This window comes from Mycobacterium sp. 29Ha (assembly GCF_032883055.1).
GTDB classification, from domain to species: domain Bacteria; phylum Actinomycetota; class Actinomycetes; order Mycobacteriales; family Mycobacteriaceae; genus Mycobacterium; species Mycobacterium gallinarum.
Genome location: NZ_JAMQTI010000034.1, coordinates 38,514 through 59,547, shown reverse-complemented (window position 1 = coordinate 59,547; position 21,034 = coordinate 38,514). Strand labels below are relative to the sequence as shown.

Here is a 21,034-nt window from a genome sequence, read left to right as displayed (position 1 = left end):
CGCATCAACCCCTACCTGTAAACCAGCCACCTACACAGAAATCTTGACAAGCTCCCAACGATCCCCGCTCGGCCGGTGAGCGTCGCGCCGATGCGATCGGGGCGTGGAGCCACGGTAATGATCATCTGCCGTGTGCGTGTGAATCCCCGACCTGTGAGGCGCGGGCGGGCCAGCCGGCGCCGAAGTCGTCGTTGGTCGTCACCGTCTACACCGATCAAGCCACGGTGGACGGGCTGAAAGGTGACGTGCCTGCCACCACTGCATCCGCTACTTCGGGGCCGCAGACCCCAGCCCCGGCAAGGCCCAAATCCTCTGGCACCGCGCTGCTGTCGGGGACCGAGGTGCTGCCGACCCCGCTGTTGGCCGAGTTGCTGCGCAACGGCGCCAAACTGCAACCCCTGTGCACACCTGATGCTGAACCCGAGTCGGGGTATCGGCCGTCGGCGATGCTGGCGCGGTTTGTGCGGGCGCGGGATCTGACGTGCCGGTTCCCCGGCTGCACCACGGCGGCGGAGTTCTGCGATATCGATCATGTGATCCCCTACCCGCTGGGGGCCACGCATGCGTCGAATCTGGCGTGTCTGTGCCGAAAACATCACTTGCTCAAGACCTTTTGGACCGGGGATTGGGAGCTGACACTGCGACCCGATGGTGGCGCGGTGTGGACCTCGCCGACCGGACACACCTACACGACTCATCCGGGATCACAGGTTTACTTCCCCGACTGGGACACCACCACCGGAGACCTGCCACCCCCACTGAAGCCGCAGACGTTCAGCACCGACCGGGGGTTGATGATGCCCCAACGTAAACGCACCCGCACCCAAGACCGCGAAGCCCGCATCAAAGCCGAACGCGAACAAAACAACTCGCCCCCACCGTTCTAACGGTCCTTGGCGGCGATCTCACCCAGCATCGCGACGACCACACCGAACGCGAAATACAGTGGGACAAGCCATGGCCCGACACCGAACAGTTGGTCACACTCGTCGTTGTATGCGAACACGCCAAACTTGACGAGCACGATTTCGACGTTGGGTCCGATGACCGCTGCGAGTAACCCGCACACCACTGAAGGCCGGTCTCCCAGTGCGCACCAGGTGATCACTGCCATCGCGACGATGAGAGTAGTACTGGGTACGGGTGGCGCACTGTGCACCAGTGCTGTCGTGACGTAGGCACCGAGAACCGCGGCGATTCCTGCAAGCCCGTGCCGCGCGGTGACCGTGGTACGCGGTTCAGGCAAGTGCAGCCGCAATTCGGCCAGGGCCACCGTCGCGGCCCCGACCATGACCGGGAACCAGATCGGGCTGCTCCACACGAACGGCACTGCGTCCGTGAGGTACTCCGTGGTGCCGGTGACGACGTGGCTGTGATCGCCGACCAGCGACGCGGCCGCCCCCACCAAGAACAGGACCAGCAGCTCACGCGCCCGCAACTTCACGAAGCGAACGTTACTCCCGAGTTCTATGCCAATTCAGAGTCATTCGCCCACCTGTGGCAGTTCATCGGCCGCGATCTCGCACGGCGTACCCGCTGCAGACTCGGGCGCGGCAAGGGGCTCTATCGGAGGCGGGACGGGCGTGGGTGGTGGGACCGGCTCAGCCTCGGCGGCAAGCGGTTCGGCGGGCGGTCCTTCGACAACCTCATCTGAGGCGTCGGTTACGGCAGGCTCCGCCTCGTCGACTTCGGGCTCCTCAGTCGTGGATTCCTCATCGTGTTCCTCGTCAGCATCTTCGGATTCGTCTTCGTCTTCGTCTTCGTCTTCGTCGTCTTCGAGCGGATCGAAATCGTCGGGCTTGTCCAGCTCGTCGGACCCGGGCAGATCAGAGAGCGCGTCTTGCGACGTGCCCACCAAACCGCCGAGCAACTCGCCGAGTTGTCCACCGAATCCCGACAATCCGCTGCCGATATCGGGCATCCCTCCACCCATCGACGGTATCGACGGCATCGCGGCGGCAGGTTCAACCGGAGCCGTGGGCGCCGCCGGCCCTGCGGGCGCCACTGGCTCTGCGGGCGGAGGGGGCGCCGGAATCGGTGCGGGGGGCACCGCCGCGGGCGGAGCGGACCACGCCGCGGGCCCACCCGCGGGCGCGGCGGCGCCAATTGGCGCAGCCGCAATCGACCCCGTGCCCGCAGGGACGGTCACGGCCTCGTCGCCCGAGGGTGGTGACCACGACGGGCCGAGCTGACCGGGGACGTCGAACGCGATGGCCACCTCGGACGCGAGTTCAGCAGCGGCGGCGTCGTAGGCCTCCGTCACGGCAGCCATCGCGGAGCGCATCGCCGTCAACCATTCGGAGCGAATGTCGTTGACAACAAACGGCCTGACCTCTTGATCGACCAACTCACTGGCGCTGGCGCGATCACCCGCGCCGGTCGTGACCGTCTGCGCTGCGGCCTGCCAATCGGGCCCCGCGCCCCGCCTCTCGGCTGCCATCGTCGCTGCGACTTTCCCGTCGACGCTGTACCACAACCGATCCCGCAGCGATGCCAGCGACTCCGCGGCGGTCCGCACTGCCGCCACTACAGCCGCCGATGCCTCCCCGTGGCGACGCAGAAAATCCCCGGACGACTGCGCACCAACGCCGTCCCACGCGACCGCCATCGACGCGAGCTGCGCGCGCTGACGGGCGAGCGCTCCCTCAGCCGCAGCCGCAGCTGCCCGCAGCGCCTCACAATCGGAGTCCAGCGCCTGCAGGTCGATTCCGTCCTCACTCCCGTACCAATCGCGCACCTGCGATGCGTGCAGCGTCAGTTCCGGATCCTGGTATCCGAGCAGATGGCAGGCCCACACGTAGTCCTGGATGATGCCCGCGGCGGGCCGTCCATCGGCCAATCGTGAAGCAGCGTCGAACATCTCAGCCCACCATGCGCCCGGCGCGGCTATCGGCTTCGTCATATCGATGCGCGGTGGTACGCAACGTCGCCGCGATCTCCGCTGACGCCCTCGACCACTCCCGCAGTCGGTCGCCTACACCGTCGACGGCAATTCGCACCGCCTCACCGCGCGCGACGTGCATCCGGCCCGCGGCGGCGCCGCCGAACTGCAACCCGGCGAGCCGGTTGCGGACGACGGCGTCGACGGCATCGGCTACCGACTGATACTCGTCGGCGATTCTCAGCAGTGCTGCGACGTCGACACGCGCAACGTCTCGTTCTCCCATGTAGAGCTAGGACGCGGAGCAGGCCTTACAGGTTCCCGCGGATTTCAGCGCTGTTCGCTGACCGATTCCGCAACTCGGACGGCTAGTTGACGTGCGGTGTCCTCGTCGGCGGCCTCGACCATGACGCGGACAACCTGTTCAGTTCCGGAGGGGCGCAACAGGATTCGACCGGAATCGCCAAGCGCGCGTTCGGCCTCGGCGACCGCGGTGCGCACCGACGGCGCTTCGGCGACCGTCGCCTTGTCCGCGACCGCGACGTTGATGAGGACCTGCGGCATCGTCTGCATCGGCGCGGCAAGTGCGGCCAGGGATGAGCGGGTGTGCGCCATCCGTGCCATCAGGCAAAGACCGGTGAGGATGCCGTCCCCCGTGGTGCCGAACGCCGGCATGACGATGTGACCCGATTGCTCACCGCCGAGCGAATACTCGCCCGCGCGCAGTTCTTCGAGGACGTAGCGGTCGCCGACACCGGTCGTACGCACCTCGATGGAGGCCGCGCGCATTGCCAGGTGCAGACCCAGATTGCTCATGACTGTGGCGACCAACGTGTTGGATGCGAGCTCGCCCGCCTCCTGCATCGCGAGCGCCAGAATCACCATGATCGCGTCACCGTCGACAGTTTGACCATTCGAGTCCACGGCCAGGCAGCGGTCGGCATCTCCATCGTGCGCGAGGCCGAGATCGGCACCATGAGCCACCACCGCGGCCTGCAACGCCTCCATGTGTGTGGAGCCGCACCCGTCGTTGATGTTCAGCCCGTTGGGTTCCGCATTGATGGCGATTACGTTGGCGCCCGCGGCGCGGTACGCGCGTGGTGCGGATGCCGATGCGGCTCCGTGCGCGCAGTCGACGACGACGGTCAGCCCGTCGAGGCGCGTCGTCACTGCCTTTCCGATGTGGCGCAGATAACGGTCCAGCGCATCCTCGGCGTCAACCACGCGTCCGATGCCAGCTCCGGTCGGACGGCGTCCGGGTCCCTGGTGGACCAGCTCCTCGATGCGATCCTCGGCCGCGTCGTCCAGCTTGTGGCCACCCGGTCCGAAGATCTTGATGCCGTTGTCCGGCATGGGGTTGTGCGACGCGCTGATCATCACGCCGAAGTCGGCGTCGTACGCCCCCGCGAGATAAGCCACCGCCGGGGTCGGCAGCACCCCGACCCGCAGCGCATCCACACCCTCGCTGGTGATTCCGGCGATCACCGCCGCTTCGAGCATCTCGCCGCTGGCCCTGGGATCGCGACCGACCACGGCCACGCGACGCGCGTGGCCACCGACGCTGCCAAGCCGTCGGGCCGCCGCCGAACCAAGAGCCATTGCCAGCTCAGCGGTCAGATCCTGGTTGGCGACGCCGCGCACCCCGTCGGTGCCGAACAGTCGACCCATGCGGACAAACTTCTCATAAGTGACGTCCAAAGAGCCAACGAACGCCGTTGAGCGGCGTGCCTCCATCGAATTGGTACCCAAACGCGACTCACCGCCCGCATCCGGAGGATACGAGCGGTGAGGGCCTCGGTTTACTTACCGGTTAGCGATTGCCGCCGGGCGTGGGATTGCCCGGAGCGGTTGCCGGACCGCCGCCGGGCGCTTGACCCGACTGGCCGGGAGTCCCGGCGTTCTGCGTCAGAAGCACGTCACCACCGGGGACGTCGCAGACAGTCTGCTGCCCGCCATCCGCATCGACCTGCGTGGCCAGCACGTTCACATCGGACACGTTGATGCCGCAGATCGCGGCGGCCACCGTGGCGGCCACGCCAACGTTCACGTCCTCGAGGATCGTGACGTCCCCCACGCCCACGTTGACGAGCCCGTCCTGCAGGTTCAGAGGTTGGGCATTAACGGTGCCGAGCCCTGCGGTGAAGAGCAGGGACCCGCCCGCCAAAGCGCTTACTGCTGCGGTTTTGACGAAGTTCTTCATTGATTTCTCCTTTTCAGTCGGGATGCAGCAACCGATCCCCCGACGAGCTGACTGTGCGACTCGCCCACCAGTGGCAGAAGTGGTCTGCCCCGCACCCATGGCGCGTTCTGCTTCCGCACGAAAGATTCCACGGTCAGTGCTAACTCAAACCAAAATTTAAGCCCGACAACAGAATTCAGGAGTACAGTGACGGCAAGCTAATTAACTGAAGCGTAAACCGATCCTCGGTGAAGCGCAGGCCATAGCGTTAACTGACTATCGGTCCAACCCTTGACGTACGTTACTGACACCCGCGAAAAAAATTGCGATCCGGTTGTCGATTCGCCTTTGAATACAAACTGTCTGGGTGTACGAGTACCTATTTTCCTGGGACGGGCCAGTCGATAACGTCGCCGCCAACGTCGAAAGGACATTCCATGCGTAGTGATTTGTTCTCCCCCCAGAACGCCGAAGCCCAGATGCAACAGCCGGGCATGAAGTTGCAGAACAGCAAGATGCTCAAGATCGGGCTCAACGGCGACATGATGGTGCGCCAGGGGGCCATGGTCGCCTACCAAGGCAATATCCAATTTCAGGGCCAGGGCGCGGGCGGTATCGGCAAGTTCGTCAAGCAACAGTTGACGGGCGAGGGGGTACCCCTGATGAAGTGCACAGGCGCCGGCGATCTCTTCCTCGCCGACCTCGCCTCCGACATCCATCTCCTCGATCTCGAGGGCCCGCACGACGGGCTGACGATCAACGGCAAGAACGTCCTGGCGTTCGAGCCGTCGCTGTCCTACGACATCCGTCGGGTGCAGGGCGCGGGGATGCTGTCGAACGCCGGACTGTTCAACTGCGTGTTCTCCGGCCAGGGCCGCATCGCGGTCACCACCAAGGGCACCCCTGTGGTGTTGAGCGTCGACCAGCCGACCTACGCCGATCCGCAGGCCGCCGTGTGCTGGTCCACCTCGTTACAGACCGGCTTTCACAGCGCTGAACAGTTCGGCCTCGGCACATTCATGGGGCGCACTACCGGTGAGGGCTTCACCATGTCGTTCTCGGGTCAGGGTTTCGTCGTCGTGCAGCCGTCCGAAGAGGCGCCCGGCGGGTTCGTCGGCGGCACCGGCGGAGGGCAGCAGGCAGGCAGCGCCGCCGGCAATATCCTCGGAAACTTCTTGGGCCGCTGAACAGAAGACCGCCGGGCACGCGGTTGCGTGCCCGGCGGCTCCGAGGGGTCTCGATCAGCGCTTGCTGTACTGAGGCGCCTTGCGGGCCTTCTTGAGGCCGTACTTCTTGCGCTCGATGGCCCGCGGGTCGCGGGTCAGGAAGCCGGCCTTCTTCAGCGCGGGCCGGTCCTCCGGCTGCACGAGGATCAGCGCGCGGGCGATCGCCAACCGCAGCGCACCGGCCTGCCCGGACGGGCCGCCGCCATCGAGGTGGGCGTAGATGTCGAAGGAATCCACCCGGTCGACGGTCACCAGCGGCGCCTTGATGAGCTGCTGGTGCACCTTGTTCGGGAAGTAGGCCTCCAGCGACCGGCCGTCGAGATGGAACTGGCCGGTGCCGGGCACCAAACGCACCCGGACCACAGCCTCTTTGCGGCGGCCGACGGTCTGGATCGGACGGTCGATGATGACCGGCTCGCGCGCGGGAGCCGCTTCAGCGGCGGCCGTCTCGGTCGCCGTCTCCTCGACGGGGGCCTCGGTCACTTCTTCGGTCGTGTCAGTCGTCTCGGTCACTGGGCCACCTGCTTGATCTCATACGGAATGGGCTGCTGCGCGGCGTGCGGATGATCCGGCCCGACGTACACCTTCAGCTTCTTCTGGATCTGATGGCCGAGCTTGGTGTGCGGAATCATGCCGAGGATCGCCTTTTCGACGACGCGGTCGGCGTGCTTCTGCATCTCGTCACCGAGCGCTCGCGCCCGCAGACCGCCGGGAAAACCCGAGTGGCGGTAGGCGAACTTCTTCGTGAGTTTGTCGCCACTGATGGCGACCTTGTCTGCATTGATGACGATGACGAAATCGCCACCGTCGACATTCGGCGTGAATGTCGGCTTGTGCTTGCCACGCAGCAGATTCGCTGCTGCGACGGCGAGCCGGCCGAGCACCACGTCGGTGGCGTCGATGACGTACCACGAACGTGTGGTGTCACCCGCCTTCGGCGTGTACGTAGACACAGCGCTACCTCTCCATATATCGGGTTGATCCCGGAGCGATCCGGGGGCCGGTCATGGTGTGCGATCAGGGAATCCTCGGCGACCGACGTAGACCCGAGGTACCGGCGTATCGCACGCCAACGGAGCAGCTTACCCGTGGACGTCCGCGCAGGTCAAAACGCCTTCGACGGCGGCACCGCAGCGTCTGACCTGGGGTGAAGCGCCGAGCGGGCCAGACCCTCGATGCCACAACCGACAAGACATAGGGAAACACCCGATTTCTCCGTCGGCCATGCCGCCGTAGCTTCGTCTGCGCGGGTCCACTGGTGTTTGCCGTGGAACCTCCCGATATCAAGATCACAATGGAGTCAACATGTTTCGCACTTTCATCGCCGCAGCACTGGTTGCCGCGGCAGCTGCCGTCGGCGCTGCTTCGGTGGCGCACGCCGACACCTACTACAAGAACTGCACCGCGGCGCGCGAGGCGGGTGTAACGCCGATCCTGCAGGGCCAGGACGGTTACGCCGAGCATCTCGACCGTGACGGCGACGGTGTCGCCTGCGAGTAACCGGAGTTCGAGCAAGTTTGGGCCACCGCAGCCGCCTCTCCAAACGGCCGCGGTGGCCCAAACCTTCCCTGGCAATCCCCCCAGGCTCCCTTCCGAGTGGGACCGCGCAGAGTCGAGGGGCTATCCGCCCCAGGCGTTGGCTGCCATCCGGTCGGTGGCTGCTACTTCGTCTGAGCCGTCGCGGACCGCGTTGCCCAGCTTGACGAGGATGTCGTTCAGCGCACTCGCTGCCTGCTCCCAGCGGGCCTGCTCAATGCGGTACGCCTCGGCGGCCTGCCGTGTCCAGATCTCGTGCAGCGGCGCGATCTGAGCGCGCAGCTCGTCTAGCACTGCGTTGAGCCGCGCCGAGGTTGTGTGGATCTCCTGCCGGACGGTGTACTCGATTTCACCGAAGTTGTAAGAAAGCACGTTCTCCATGTCGGACTCCTCAAAGGTCGCCGGCGACGGCGTTGATCTGGTGCGAGTGGGTGTCCGCGGCTTCACGAAGCGTCTGCTGGTTCAGGCGGATCGTTTCGGCGATCCGCTGAAGTGCGGCGTGAAGCTTCACCGACTCGGCGTTCCATCGATCCACGACGTCGTGAAAGCGAGATGCGGCCACCCCACCCCAGACCGATGGCGGCACGCCACCCATGCGGCCGATGAATGACTGCAGCATCGCCCGGATTTCCTCATTTCGCGCATCCGTCTTTCCGGCGATGGCAGCCATCAGCTCGAAGTCGGTGTTGAGTGCGCCACCTGCCGGTGTCGTCATCGATGTCCTTCCGGTCGGTCTGTGTTGTTATGAAGTTCGACGCGATCGCCGCCCATCCGGTTCCATGAGATTTGCGGTCATTCTTGGGACACCGCATGCGCCGAGCGAATCGCGCTTTCGCAGGCCTGCTGTACGAGGTGTTCGCGACCCGGCGCGCTTTGGCAGCCGATCGCGATGCGGGCGGCCCCATCGACCAACACGATCCACGCGACGTGGCGCTCCGACCGAACCTCTCGATACGTCACCGCATCTCGGTCCGCGCGACGCGCCGACGGGTTGAAGTCGACGAAAGCGCCGTCGGGCGCCTCGGCGAAGGCAGCGTGCAGAGAATCCGCGGTACTCGCGAGGCTGGACGGCAGTGGAGCGACGGACTGCGTAATCTGGAGGGCGATATCCGCATCCGTCGGTGAAATCACCTGTACGCGCGCCGATCCCGGGCCGGAGGTGATGCGCTGCGCGGTCCACGCAGTGGGTACCATGACACCGACCCTGCCCTCGACGAGCAACGTCATCGGCATGCCGTCGGCCCGCGGCGCCTCGTCATACATGACGGCGACCCCGCCGCACAGCACTGCCGTCGATAGAGCGCCGAGCAGCACCGCCAGGGCCTTGCGATCGCGGGCTTGGACGGGAGTGCCCGGCTGCGGTGACCGGTGTTCTTTCGCTGCGCGCAGTACCCAACCGTCGTCGGCGATTCTGACGGGCACGCCGATCGTCCGCATGCGGCTTGCGATCAGCGAGGCGAGGGCGTCGGCGCCGGGTACCGCCGACGGGGCGTCCACCAGAACCCCCGCGGGCGCAGCGACGGCCGCCGCTATCGCATCGGCGTCCGCGGCGGACTCCTGCCGCGGCACGACGGCGACGATCGCTTCCGCGACGGTCACCACCACGACATCCGCGGTGATCTCGACGATCGTCGTCTCAGCCGGAATCCCTTGCCGCAGCATCGCTATTCGCTCCACCACGACGACCTCAGCCGCCACCGTGTACGCGGCCCGCCGCACCGTGTCGATTCGCGTTGGCGACCACCATGCCGGACAGACGACGACTGCGGCGTCGACGCCTGCTCCAATGACTGCGCGCATCACGTCTTCCCACACGTCGCGTACCGGCACCGGGCGATCGTCGAGCAACGCCAGCTCGTCGTCCACGGAGTCGAGCGCAACCGAAACCCACTCCGGGCAAACATCGTTGGGCCCTCGAATCGTCGCAGGCCCAACCTCGATGAGGACTTCGATCATGGTGGATCTGTCCAGGCAACCTGGACCAGCTGATCCGCATCGCCCCGGGTGATCAACGTTCCCCGACCAGGCGGGAGCGCCGATGGTCTCACCGTTCCGAGCAGCACACCCTCTTCCGCACTTGCGCTCATCATCAACCCCATGCAGCCGAGCTCGCGCATCCTCGCCAGGACGGGATCGAACATCGCGCGCGCAGCACCCCCGGAGCGCCGGGCGACGACGACATGAAGCCCGAGATCTTTGGCGTGCGGCAAGAAATCGGCGAGCGGTGCCAGCGGGTTTCCCGTCGCACCCGCCACCAGGTCATAGTCATCGATTACCAGGTAGATGTCCGGCCCGGCCCACCAGGACCGCGTACGCAACTGCTGCTGGGTGACGTTGTCGCCGGGCATGCGCGCCGCGAGTCTGTCGATGATCGCCGGCAGCCGCGACGTCAGCGAAGCCGGCGACATCGCATAGCCGCTCAGATGTTCGGACTCGACCACGCCCAGCAGAGCCCTGCGAAAGTCGATGATCTCGAGTTGAACCTCGTCGGCGGTGCTGACGCGGATCAACTCACGACACAGCAGCCGCAAAGTCGCAGTCTTCCCACACGCAACTTCGCCGAGCACGAGCAGATGGGGCTGCTCTGCGAAATCAACATGGACGGGGCTCAATTCGCGTTCGCCGACACCGAGCAGCACACCGCCGTCCTCGAGTTCGTCACGCTGCACCCGAGTCGGCAGCAGTTGGACCATCGGTGCAGTGCTCGGTGCCCATCGGCCGCGCAGACGTTGGGTGTCGGCGGCGATCACCTCGGTAAGTCCGTTCACGGTCGGTGCGTCGTCCCACCGCGGCAATGCGACCGCGAATTCCCGGCCGCTCGGCGTGATGCCGCGACCGGCTGGTCGTCCGGAAAGGTCACGCGCACGCTTGCGATTCATCTCGGATTCGGCGGGGTCACCGAGACGCAGCTCGATGCGTGTCGCGATCTGATCCTTCAAGGCAGGCCGCAACTCGGCCCACCGCGACGCGGTGATGACGACGTGGACGCCGAACGAAAGGCCCTGAGCGGCAATCGCAGTGATCGTACCTTCGAGATGATCGAACTCCTGACGCAGCGTCGCCCAGCCGTCGATGACCAAGAACACGTCGCCGAACGGATCGTCGTCGGCCTTATGACCGCGATAGGCGGCCATTGAATCGACGGCCAGCCGACGGAACAGCGACTCCCGCGTCCGCATCACCGATGTCACCACCGCAACGGTGCGACGACACAGGTCGCCGTCCAGACGTCCGGCCATCGATCCCACGTGCGGCAGATCACGTAGTGACGACAAGGCCCCACCGCCGAAGTCGAGACAGTAGAACCCGACGTCCGCGGGGTCGTGGTGCTCCGCGAGCGCCAGCAGCATCGTTCGTAACGCCGTCGACTTTCCGGACCGCGGTGCACCCACGATTGCGACGTTGCCTGCCGCGCCGTCCAATTCGACGACGAACGGATCGCGACGCTGTTCGTAGGGGTTGTCCACCACGCCAATCGGCACCGTCAACCTGCGATGACCGGGCCCCGGCAACAACGCATCCAGGGTCGGCGACTGCGTCAGCGGCGGCAACCACACCTGATGCGCGGCCGCACCGCGGCCGGCCACCCGGTCCAGCATGGTGTCCAGTAGGGTTCGCGCCGACGGCGGCGGCTCGATATCGGCGCTTTCGCTGGGAGTATCGACGGTCGCGGCGGTGAACAGTCGAGCACGTGGTGGTGCCGCCGATGTGCGTTCGGTACGCGACTCGCGGCCAGGACCCGAGACGAAGGCGGTCTGGAACCGTACGAGATCTCCCGAGGCGGACTTGAGATAGGCCGATCCAGGCGTGCTGGGCAGGTGGTAGGCGTCGGGAACTCCGAGGACCGCTCGAGATTCACCGGCGGAGAACGTCTTCAGGCAAATCCGGTAGGACAGATGTGTCTCGAGGCCGCGCAGTCTGCCTTCGTCGAGCCGCTGGCTGGCGAGCAGTAGATGCATGCCCAGTGATCGACCCAGCCGTCCGATCGCCACGAATAGGTCGGCGAAGTCGGGATGCTGGCTGAGCAGTTCGGAGAATTCGTCGACCAAGATGAACAATGCGGGCAGCGGCGGCAGGTGGGCGCCATGGGATCGTGCACGCTGATATTCGGTGAGATTGGCGAATCGTCCGGCAGCCCGAAGTACCTCCTGACGCCGGTTCATCTCGCCCAAGAGCGCGTCGCTCATCCGGCTGACGAGGTGCGCTTCACCCGCCAGGTTGGTGATCACGGCACCCACGTGCCTGGCGCGCTCCATGCCGATAAACGTCGCCCCGCCCTTGAAGTCCACGAGGATGAGGTTGAGCGCATCCGGCGGGTGAGCCGCGATCATCCCGAGTGCCAACGTGCGCAGCAGTTCAGACTTACCAGAGCCCGTTGCGCCCACACACAATCCGTGCGGCCCCATGCCATTTCGCGCTGCCTCGTTGATGTCGAGAAGCACTCGGGTTCCGTTGTCCGCGACGCCGATCGGAACCGGCACGATGCGTCCGTCACCGGTTGCCTGCCAGAGCTTCTCGGGATCGATTTCTCCGATACCCATCAGTTTCATCCAGTCGATCCCGCGCCTCTCGGCATCGGATGTCGTTGCAGTGATCAGCCGATACCGGGCGAGACGACGAGCGCACGCTGTCGCCTGTGCCACCGTCAACAGATCAGGTCTCGCATGCACCTCTTCGTCACCCTGCCCATGGACGACCAGGGCTTCCTCGGTGATGCGCAACTGGAGCCGCTCTCCATTCGCGACGACATCTCGTGATGTTTCGATCCGAAGCTCAACCGCTTCTGCGTGATCCAGGATTCTCACGATGTCGCGCGAGGGTGTATCAGCGTGCGAGTGCCGCTGGTGTGGAAGCCATTTCAGCCAATCCCATTCGCCGCACGGATCAGCGGCAACGGCAATGTCGTCCGGGCCGTGAAAGACCGCGAGCTGACATACGAGGGCTCTGAGGAATGCTCGTGCGACCCGTACGTCACCGTCAAGTGTGATCGCCGAAAACCTGCGCAGCGCCATCGTGATCGGCACATCGGCGACGACTGACCGGCAACGAATCAGCCGCCGTACCGCATTCACCGTGACCGGATCCTGCTCGTCGGTGCCGTCGAGTTCCGGCTCGGTCAACGCGGTGGACAGGGGTTGCTCACCGATCCCCACCCTGATGACGCAATGATCCGGGTCATTCGGTGTTCGCTCCCACATCCGTCTGCTACCCGCCAGGGTCCACAGCGCCGCCGGTTCAGGGTGGCGCCACCGCAGTGACTCGCGTTGTGCATCGGCAGTGCCTTGGGCCTCACGGTCGACAGAGTCGAGGTAATCGAGGTACTTCTGCCGACCACGGTTGATCTCAGCGGTGGTGTTGGTTCCCCTGGCGCCGTAGACCAGCGACCCGAGCACCGACGTCAGCATCATCACTGGGAAGAACATGTACATCGGGTTGCGCATCGACTGCCCACCCGACGTGAGATAGACCGCCATCATCCCGACGGCCGCGACGAGCATGGCCAGCGGCAGTAAGCGGGCGAGCGGGTTCAGCGGCTTCGGCGCCGGAATCCGCGGTGGAGCTTCGACGAGGACGGCGCCGGCAGGCAATAGCGGCGGCGACACGCGTGGCTGACGTACGAATTCCATCGAAGAATGGACGTCGTCGCGGTGATTCCGGTTCCATCCCCAGCCAATCAAACTGGCGCGATTGCGTTCCCGCTAAAGAGGTTACGGTTGACACGGCAGGGTGAAGGGGGACTTGATGCCAGATTCGCTGTGTCGGCTGACCGTGGCGTCCTGCACCGATGACGCACATCGCGCGGTCGATCTGGAGCTTCCGGCTGATGTGGCCGTCGGTCAGCTCATGCCGCAGATCGTCGATCTTGTTCACCGCGACAGGACGCCGACACCGGGCCTCGACTGGGTGTTGTCGAGACTGGGTGAGCCTCCTATGGCCGAGTCAGAATCGCTGAACAGCAATGATATTCGCGACGGTGATCTGCTGATACTGACGACTACCGAGCCCGCGCCTGCCGAATGGTCCTCGTGTGACCCCTCCCACGCCGTGGCGGCGGACCGAACTACCGCGCCCCGAATGCTGCCCGCCATCGCCTGCGTGCTGCTCGGCGGCTGTGGTGCGGCCCTGTTGACGTGGCCAGCAGCGAGCGTTTCGATGAGTAGCCGCATCGTCGTCGGTGCGTGTCTGGCGGTCGCCGCCGGGGTCGGTGCTGTTGTCGTTCGGCGGCTACGCGGCGACCCCCTGATATGTGCGACGCTGAGTCTGATCGCGGTGCTATACGCGGGGGCTACCGGATTTCTGACGGTGCGGACGGGCACGGCGGTGGCCGGCCTCCTGCTGGCATCCGCGGCTATTTTCGCTGCAGGCATTCTCCTGCTGCGTGTGACGGACTGCGGCAGAACACTTTTGACGGCGACGACCACACTGGCCGTGCTGGTGTCGGCCACTGCGGCCGCCGCCGTGTCGTGGGGTCTGCAGCTGAGCGCGGGTGGCGCGACGCTCGTCGGTCTGTCCCTCGCCACGCTGGGTTTCACGCCCAGGCTGGCGATGGCTTTCACCGGTATCACACCGGACGCCACACCCAACGTCAGGCGTTGTCACCAAACCTTGACTGGACTGGTGGCGGGTTCGTCGGCGGGCGGCGCGCTCGGCGCGATAGCGGTTGCCGTCGGGGAGGTCCGTGATGCGGGTTCGACGCTCCGCGGGACGTCCTTCATCGCGATGGTCGCATTGGTGCTCCTGCTGCGCGTGCGCACCCACGTCGATGCGACCCGCCGCGCGAGCCTCGCAGGCGCGGGAGTGCTCTGTCTCCTCGCGGGTTTCGCTGCGGCTGCGGTCGCTGTACCGGCCCACGCGCATGTGATCAGTGTGGTTGCCGCGACCATGGGTGCCGCCGCACTGGGCGGCATCGTCGGGCCGACGGTGAGTCCGACCGTGCGGCGCACCGTCGAGGTCATCGAGTGCGTCGCGCTCGCTGCGGTCATCCCCATGGCCTGCTGGGTCGGGGGGATCTACGGCTGGGCGCGGGGAGTGAACCTCCTATGACGGCGGTCGCACGACTGGTCGCCGCCGGCGCCCTTGCGGTCTGGCCGCTGTGGACCGCGCCGGTCTCCGCCGCGGTGACACCACCGGCCGTCGATATGTCGATACTGCCCAAGCCGGGATCTCCCGCACCTCCGCAACTCACCGAACAACAGGGGCAGTGTGCCGGTGGCACCATTCGCATCGAGAGACCGGCCGACGGACCGCTGAGAACTCTCCGCTTACCGGATGTCTGGCCACTCACGCGTGGCGAGGGCCAGACCATCGCGGTCATCGACACCGGAGTATCGCGACACCGCCTGCTCCCCCACCTCGTCCCCGGCGGCGACTACGTGTCATCCGGTGACGGCACGGCGGACTGCGACGGCCACGGCACGATCGTCGCCGGCATAATCGGCGCCTCGCCCGAGGCCGACGGCGCATTCAGCGGCATCGCACCCGACGCCACGATCATCGGTATCCGTCAGTCCAGCAACAAGTTCCGGGCAGCTGACGATCCGTCCAGCCTCGGATTCGGCGATGTCGACACCCTCGCGATGGCCGTACGTACCGCGGCCGACATGGGTGCCACGGTGATCAACCTGTCGACCGTCGCCTGCCTGTCCGCCGATGACGTCCTGGATGACCGCGCCCTGGGGGCAGCGCTGGCTTACGCCGTCGACGTCAAGAACGCGGTGGTGGTGGCCGCCGCCGGGAACGTGGGGTCGGCCGGCCAGTGCCCCGAACAGAACCCGACGACCGATCCCCTTAAGCCAGGCAGCCCCGACTGGTCCAACGTGAAAACGGTGGTGACTCCGGGCTGGTATGACGATTATGTGCTCACGGTGGGCTCGGTGGGCCGCGACGGCAACCCTTCTTCGTTCAGCCTGGCAGGACCGTGGGTCGACGTCGCCGCGATAGCCGAAGACGTCGTGTCACTGGACCCCGACGGCGAGGGGTTGATCGACAGGCTCACCACAAGCGGTGATGAGTCACCGATCTCTGGCACGAGTTACGCCGCACCGGTCGTGAGCGGAATCGTCGCGCTGGTGCGGTCACGGTCACCCGAACTGACTGCGCGACAGGTCATGCAGCGCATCGAAGACACTGCGCACCGGCCGACGGCGGGCTGGGATCCCATCGTCGGCCACGGGACCGTCGACGTGATGGCAGCCGTGAGCGCAGGCCCGACTTCCGCAACGGCACGACGCTCGAACGCATCGCAATCGACGGCGATTCCCCCGTCCGGGCCCCCTGAACAGTCCGCAGACTTCGCAATGCGTGCCGCTGCAATTTGTGTCATCGCGTCAATCGCCATCGTGGCGATGGCGGCGGCGGCGACTCGGCTACGCCGACGGACCGAGGCTGTCCCGCCCGACTGATGCAGCTTCGATGCTGAGTTCGGGGCCGCGCGGCAGTTGAGCAAGCAACGCCCATGGTGCGGGCACCGGGTCGGTCAGCCCCAGGCGGGTGGCCGCATCCGTGTCACGTACGCCGAACAGCACTCCGGAGTCGTTGACGAAGAACAGCGCTCCGGTCGTCGCGCTGTCACCGGACACACTTGCGGCACGCACGAATGCGCTTCGTCCGGGCGGCATCGAGAAGCGGTCGACGCGTGGGCCAGCGTCGTCGCCCTGCGCCAGCTGCACGCCTGCATCGTCGTCGGACGGTAGCGAGTCACCCGCGAGTACCGCTCCCGATTGCGCACAGAGCACCGGACTCTCGTCAGCGCCCCCGTGGTCGGGGAAGGTGGTGACCGGAAGATCGTCGACGATTGGCGCCCGGCCGATGAGATCCGGTGCCACGGTGGCGATATCACGTCGACCCGTATACGTGAATCGGATGAGATCTGCCGCTACCTCGCCGACTCGTTGGACACCGGCCGCGAGCGCGACGTAATACTCCGTGGATCCGGCACGGGTCATTCGCACCACGGTGCCCACCGGCACACCGGGGAGCACAGACGGTGAGGCGCCATTCCGAGCTATGGCAGGGGCGGTGATCTCGGGCACCTCCGGTAGGACGTCGAGCAGTGCACGCGAAACCGGCCGGGGCACAATGCGGTCGAGCCTCAGCGCGCGGACGGTCGCGGGGTTCCGCAGGTCCACCCGGGCCCGGCGACCGTCGTACAGCAGGTAGGTCGTCGCCGCGCTCTCACCTCGTGGGGTGACGAGCGCACTCTTCCCCGAATCCAGTTGAGCGGGTGGGCGGCCCACCATCACTGTGGTTCGCGCCGCGGCATCTTCGCAGACCGACCAGGCCGACTCAGTGTCGTCGAGTGGTACGCCGATCATGTCCGGGGCTCCGGGAATGCCAACCAGGGGCCCGCGCCTGGCTCGGTTGAGCGCAGAGATGCTGACGAGTTCGGGTTTGCCGGCCACACCGGTGATCAGCCGTGCGGAGGCGAGATTGAAGGTGGGGTGCATGGTGTCGCCGATGCGCACATACAGCGCGCCGGATTCGCGGGCCATGACGACGGCGGCGTCGCCGACATTTCCCCTTGGCTGCAGGAACGCGAGGATCACACACGCCGCGACCGCGATCGCTGCCAGCACACAACCGGCAGCCAGTGAAAGCGACTGTGCGCGTAGCGGATCGTCGAGCATGCGAACGTCGCCGCGTACGAGCGCATGCGCCATCCGCCGCATCAAGAAGCGGTACCCGCTGACCTGAAGCCTGTTCGTCGATTGCCCAGCCATCTCCTCTCCCGCAGTCAGCCTAATGGCCGGTGATGGACGGCTATGTCACCGATTTAGCGCCAGCGGGCCCACACATAGGGTACTAACGCGCGCAGGAAGTCAAGGTCCGGACCCGGTTGGGCGTCGGCGAATGCCTCTTCGAAGTAGTCCTCGGCGACCGAGAGAATTCCCTCGGCGTACTGGCTCGTGAACTGAATGCTGCCGTAGGCGTCCATCAGGTCGCGGACAGTGTGCACCAGTTCTGACGACCGTTCCACGCGGCTGCGTCCTACGTAGTCCCGCACCAGATCGCCGTCGCGGCCTTCGGCGTTGGCTAGCAGATGCACAAGAGGCAGAGTGCGTTTGCCCTCGTAGAGATCGCCGAGAATCTCCTTGCCGTACATGTTCTCGTCACCCACAAGGTTAAGCAGATCATCGCGGATCTGGAACGCGGCGCCGAAGTGAAACCCGAAGCGCACCAACGGCGCCAGCTCGGCCGTGCCGCTCGATCCGATGATCGCGCCTACCCGCAACGGGTGAATCGTTGTATACCAGCACGTCTTGTGCATGATCAGTTCGAGGTAGTCCTCGGGCTTCAGCTGCTGGACATTGTCAAGCTGCCAACCCACCTCGGTCGCCTGTCCCTCCAGGGTGCGCATCGCCATCGTGTCGAACTCGGCCCAGATCACGTCGCCGAGGTCGCGATCGAACCGGCGAGTGGCCCGACGCAGCACCTGGCCCGCCACCACCGCCAGGCCGTCGCCCGCGTTTATCGCCGCCGCCAACCCGTACGTCGACGCCAGCGTCGGCCTACCGCGACGCATCTCGCTGCCGTCCGCGACATCGTCGTGCACCAGAAAGGCATTGTGCAGCAGCTCTATTGCGACGGCGACGCCGAGAAGGTCTTGGGCCTCGGCGCCGAACGCGCGCCCAGCGGATATGCACAGTGCGGGACGTAGCGCCTTGCCAGGCCGTGAGGGATACTCCCGCATCGGCCCATACAGCCAGCGCACCGGCTCACCGTCGGGCATCGCGTCGAGCATGGAGCGGCGCACCAACCTGCCCACTTCGCGTAACCGATCCTCGACCGAATTGGTGAGCTCGGCCGGATCGGTCGTACTCGTCATGACGATCGCGGTGCGATGTGTAGCGATACCGGCAGCCAGACGTCGTCGTGGCCTTCGGCGAGCATGGTGCCTCGATACCAGCCCGGCGAATAATGCTCCGCTACATCGACTTCTACTGTGATGCCCCGGCTGCTGCGGGCCGGCATCGGAACAACGTCGGGCTCGAATCGGATGGCCGACGATTCGATCAGCGCGCCGTCGTGCGCCAGCAGATCGCTGCAGCGCAGCCGCACCTTGCCCATGTCCTGCGGGCCACGGTTATGAAGCCAGATCTCAGTGACCGCCGGTCCGGGCACGCTCGCCTCCAACTCGGCCTGGCCACTCGATGCGGAGTTGACGAGGTCGAGCGCGGCTTCGTCTGGGGCCGCGTTGTTGTTCCCGAGCACCGACTGGCCCAGCTGGCTCACCATGCCCTGCAGCGACGTGAGGATCCGCCCCAAATCCGGATACGTCGCGGCGCTACCGTCCTCCTCTGTTCCGGACGAGGGCGCACCGACCGCGCCGAGACCCCTGTCGGTCATGCGGACGAACCGGCTCACGACATCGGTCGCGGCGCGGAACCCGCGCTCCTGAATTGCCCCCATGGCGCGAACATTGTTTGCAGGGTCAAATATTGAGGCCCACGGCAAATCCGCGATACTCGCGTCGTCGCTGTCCATAGCCCGACCGGACATCAAACTCTCCCCCGATTTGATCTTGTGGACGGCGTACCACTCGATATGCTAGGCGTCAAGGTCGGGGAAGGCGGGGGCATGTCAAAACTCCATGCTCAGGTGGCACTATTCGGCACGATCGATGAGGTGCTGCGCGACAGTGAAGACCTCGAAATCGTGGCAACCGTCGAAGAGTTCATGCCAGGATTCACAGGCTTCGGCAAGCGCGGCTGGTTCGGCGAGCTGGCGGCGTTTTTGGCGAAACCAGAACTCGCTCCGCGAAACCCGCCGAGCGATACCGGTCCCCGCACCGCCGACAAGATGTTCCCTTCGCTACCCAAGGCGGTCAGAGAACTCGAGGTTCCGTCTGAGCCGGAGCCGAGTGGTGAGCCGTCGAGCGGCGAGCCGGGATCCGACGAGCAGACGCCGACAGATGTCTTGCGGATGCTGTATGCGTCGACAATTCTGTGCAAGCTGCACGATTTGGTGGTGGCACGCGGCGGCGCGCCACCACCTCCAGGCCTCAACTTCGCGGATAGCGGCGACCCGCTGACCCAGCTCCTCGATAAGCGAATCGCCGCGCTGCCAACGGGCAGCGAGGCGATCCCCCACATGGACCCGGTCCTTGCCGAAAAGGATCCCATCGGGGCCGTTCGCCAATACCTGGTGAACTCAAAGAATCTCGCCGAATTCCATTCGCGCATTGGAGTTCTCGCCACGGCTCGGGTCCTCGATGAGGCCGTCGCCGACGGGAAGCCGCTGTGTACCGGCGGCCTACGCAAGATCAACGGGCAGTACTGCTCGGTGCTGACCACCGACTACAAGCGGACCGACCTGACCGTCGACGACATCAAGAGGGTCATAGAGCCCCACAACTGGCCGAAGCTGTGCCCATCCTTCTTCAGAGAGATCAACGATCAGAACCCGAAGGAAGTCCGCGGCTGGACCCGTGTCCTCGAGGTCGTGAGTGGCGATCCGAATCTGTGGGAATTGCGCACTGCATTGCGCTACTGGAAGGGCGAGACCACGCCCAGTGGCGGGTTCTACATCAACTACGACCTCGACAAGACCAGGACCAATGACGGCATGCTGGTCCAGGTCGATGCCGGTTACTTGTTGATCACCCCGCTGCCACCCGACAGCCCTAAACCCGGCGTCCGGATCCGGACGTCCAAACAGGTACGCATCCGCGGGATGAGTTCGACGGCGTCGGCCGTACTCGCGTGTTTCATGGGTTGGGGGGATATCTCGAGCCGCATGCTGACCGACCGCGCGAAGCCGCCCTTCGGCGGCGCGGTCGAATTCGGAAAGCTCTCGCGCGACCCCGGCGCGCTGAAGGGCGACCCCGCCGAGACCCCGTCGATTGGAGACAACCCGACGGACGCCCAACTCGACGAGGCAGCACAGCAAACGCAGCTCCCGAAGGGCTGGCGCGGCGCGCTGATCAGCGGTTTCCAGAAGGAGTTCACGAAGTTCAGCAGCGTGGCGACCGTCGGTGCCAGCGATTTCTACAAGCGCTACAGCGACGGAATGACACAGGACGACGTCAAGGCGTTCGGCGCTCGGCTCGGTGAGGACCTCACGAACTACGCCGCGGGATTGCTGAACGCCGCAACAAATGCGACCACCCCGCCAGATCCAGCCAAGGCTGACCCTGACCCATCCGACAAGGACGGCGGAGTCTGAATATGCCCGAATACGAAAAGCCCGAGGAAGTACCCGAAAAGCACCGTC

At 65.6% G+C, this 21,034-nt stretch carries 19 protein-coding genes and 1 pseudogene; 6 read left to right on the top strand and 14 right to left on the bottom strand.

What is annotated here, in order from left to right; all coding sequences use genetic code 11:
* Nucleotides 1-65: 65 nt before the first annotated feature.
* Nucleotides 66-887 (top strand): annotated as a pseudogene (locus tag M1248_RS30205) (DUF222 domain-containing protein); the annotation flags it as partial.
* Here the strand turns inward: M1248_RS30205 and M1248_RS30200 are convergent.
* The 5 genes from M1248_RS30200 to M1248_RS30180 form a co-directional block, all read right to left on the bottom strand.
* Nucleotides 884-1,444: a diacylglycerol-binding protein gene (locus M1248_RS30200; RefSeq protein WP_317150603.1), complete on the bottom strand. Its 561-nt coding sequence runs from the start codon at nt 1,442-1,444 to the stop codon at nt 884-886. The pseudogene M1248_RS30205 and the gene M1248_RS30200 sit on opposite strands and share 4 nt — an antisense overlap.
* A 39-nt stretch (nt 1,445-1,483) precedes the next feature.
* Nucleotides 1,484-2,860: a hypothetical protein gene (locus M1248_RS30195; RefSeq protein WP_317150602.1), complete on the bottom strand. Its 1,377-nt coding sequence runs from the start codon at nt 2,858-2,860 to the stop codon at nt 1,484-1,486.
* A gap of 1 nt (nt 2,861) precedes the next feature.
* Entirely contained in the window at nt 2,862-3,167 is a 306-nt protein-coding gene (locus tag M1248_RS30190) for a type VII secretion target (protein ID WP_163735686.1), read from the bottom strand.
* A 44-nt stretch (nt 3,168-3,211) separates the two neighbouring features.
* The gene (gene glmM / locus M1248_RS30185; RefSeq protein WP_163735684.1) at nt 3,212-4,549 is read right to left on the bottom strand and encodes a phosphoglucosamine mutase; all 1,338 of its coding nucleotides are present in this window, start codon (nt 4,547-4,549) and stop codon (nt 3,212-3,214) included.
* A gap of 142 nt (nt 4,550-4,691) precedes the next feature.
* Complete coding sequence (locus M1248_RS30180; protein ID WP_083124793.1) at nt 4,692-5,081, bottom strand: hypothetical protein; 390 nt, start codon at nt 5,079-5,081, stop codon at nt 4,692-4,694.
* Nucleotides 5,082-5,497: 416 nt separating this feature from the next.
* Here M1248_RS30180 and M1248_RS30175 point away from each other — a divergent pair, with 416 nt between their 5' ends.
* Nucleotides 5,498-6,247, top strand: coding sequence for an AIM24 family protein (locus M1248_RS30175; protein WP_163735677.1), 750 nt, complete (start codon nt 5,498-5,500; stop codon nt 6,245-6,247).
* A 54-nt stretch (nt 6,248-6,301) separates the two neighbouring features.
* Here M1248_RS30175 and rpsI read toward each other — a convergent pair whose 3' ends face one another.
* Both rpsI and rplM read right to left on the bottom strand, forming a co-directional pair.
* Nucleotides 6,302-6,769 (bottom strand): 30S ribosomal protein S9, encoded by a 468-nt coding sequence (gene rpsI / locus M1248_RS30170; protein WP_163738452.1) that lies wholly within the window; start codon nt 6,767-6,769, stop codon nt 6,302-6,304.
* A gap of 26 nt (nt 6,770-6,795) precedes the next feature.
* Nucleotides 6,796-7,239 carry a 50S ribosomal protein L13 gene (gene rplM / locus M1248_RS30165; RefSeq protein ID WP_083124789.1) on the bottom strand — a complete coding sequence of 148 codons (444 nt, stop codon included), beginning with the start codon at nt 7,237-7,239 and terminating at the stop codon, nt 6,796-6,798.
* 352 nt (nt 7,240-7,591) lie between these two features.
* Here rplM and M1248_RS30160 point away from each other — a divergent pair, with 352 nt between their 5' ends.
* Entirely contained in the window at nt 7,592-7,786 is a 195-nt protein-coding gene (locus M1248_RS30160) for an excalibur calcium-binding domain-containing protein (protein WP_317150601.1), read from the top strand.
* 120 nt (nt 7,787-7,906) lie between these two features.
* Here M1248_RS30160 and M1248_RS30155 read toward each other — a convergent pair whose 3' ends face one another.
* From M1248_RS30155 to eccCa, 4 genes are all read right to left on the bottom strand, one after another.
* Nucleotides 7,907-8,203 (bottom strand): WXG100 family type VII secretion target, encoded by a 297-nt coding sequence (locus tag M1248_RS30155; protein ID WP_163735671.1) that lies wholly within the window; start codon nt 8,201-8,203, stop codon nt 7,907-7,909.
* A 10-nt stretch (nt 8,204-8,213) separates the two neighbouring features.
* Complete coding sequence (locus M1248_RS30150; protein WP_163735668.1) at nt 8,214-8,537, bottom strand: WXG100 family type VII secretion target; 324 nt, start codon at nt 8,535-8,537, stop codon at nt 8,214-8,216.
* Nucleotides 8,538-8,614: 77 nt separating this feature from the next.
* Entirely contained in the window at nt 8,615-9,778 is a 1,164-nt protein-coding gene (locus M1248_RS30145; protein ID WP_317150600.1) for a type VII secretion-associated protein, read from the bottom strand.
* Entirely contained in the window at nt 9,775-13,449 is a 3,675-nt protein-coding gene (gene eccCa / locus M1248_RS30140) for a type VII secretion protein EccCa (RefSeq protein WP_317150599.1), read from the bottom strand. The genes M1248_RS30145 and eccCa overlap by 4 nt, the downstream gene beginning before the upstream one ends.
* A 115-nt stretch (nt 13,450-13,564) precedes the next feature.
* Here eccCa and eccD point away from each other — a divergent pair, with 115 nt between their 5' ends.
* Nucleotides 13,565-14,866 (top strand): type VII secretion integral membrane protein EccD, encoded by a 1,302-nt coding sequence (eccD, locus tag M1248_RS30135; protein ID WP_163735658.1) that lies wholly within the window; start codon nt 13,565-13,567, stop codon nt 14,864-14,866.
* Nucleotides 14,863-16,224 carry a type VII secretion-associated serine protease mycosin gene (gene mycP / locus M1248_RS30130; protein ID WP_317150598.1) on the top strand — a complete coding sequence of 454 codons (1,362 nt, stop codon included), beginning with the start codon at nt 14,863-14,865 and terminating at the stop codon, nt 16,222-16,224. Before eccD ends, mycP begins: the two co-directional genes overlap by 4 nt.
* Here mycP and eccB read toward each other — a convergent pair.
* The 3 genes from eccB to M1248_RS30115 are packed head-to-tail and all read right to left on the bottom strand — an operon-like array spanning nt 16,189 to nt 19,231.
* Nucleotides 16,189-17,541, bottom strand: a complete 1,353-nt coding sequence (eccB, locus tag M1248_RS30125; protein ID WP_317150597.1) for a type VII secretion protein EccB — start codon at nt 17,539-17,541, stop codon at nt 16,189-16,191. The genes mycP and eccB overlap by 36 nt on opposite strands.
* Nucleotides 17,542-17,594: 53 nt before the next feature.
* On the bottom strand, nt 17,595-18,647 hold the full coding sequence (locus tag M1248_RS30120; RefSeq protein WP_317150596.1) for a polyprenyl synthetase family protein: 1,053 nt from the start codon (nt 18,645-18,647) through the stop codon (nt 17,595-17,597).
* Nucleotides 18,644-19,231 (bottom strand): hypothetical protein, encoded by a 588-nt coding sequence (locus tag M1248_RS30115; RefSeq protein ID WP_317150595.1) that lies wholly within the window; start codon nt 19,229-19,231, stop codon nt 18,644-18,646. Before M1248_RS30115 ends, M1248_RS30120 begins: the two co-directional genes overlap by 4 nt.
* Before the next feature lie 168 nt (nt 19,232-19,399).
* Between M1248_RS30115 and M1248_RS30110 the strand changes: the two genes are divergently transcribed.
* Complete coding sequence (locus M1248_RS30110) at nt 19,400-20,986, top strand: hypothetical protein (RefSeq protein WP_317150594.1); 1,587 nt, start codon at nt 19,400-19,402, stop codon at nt 20,984-20,986.
* The last annotated feature ends 48 nt before the right edge of the window (nt 20,987-21,034 follow it).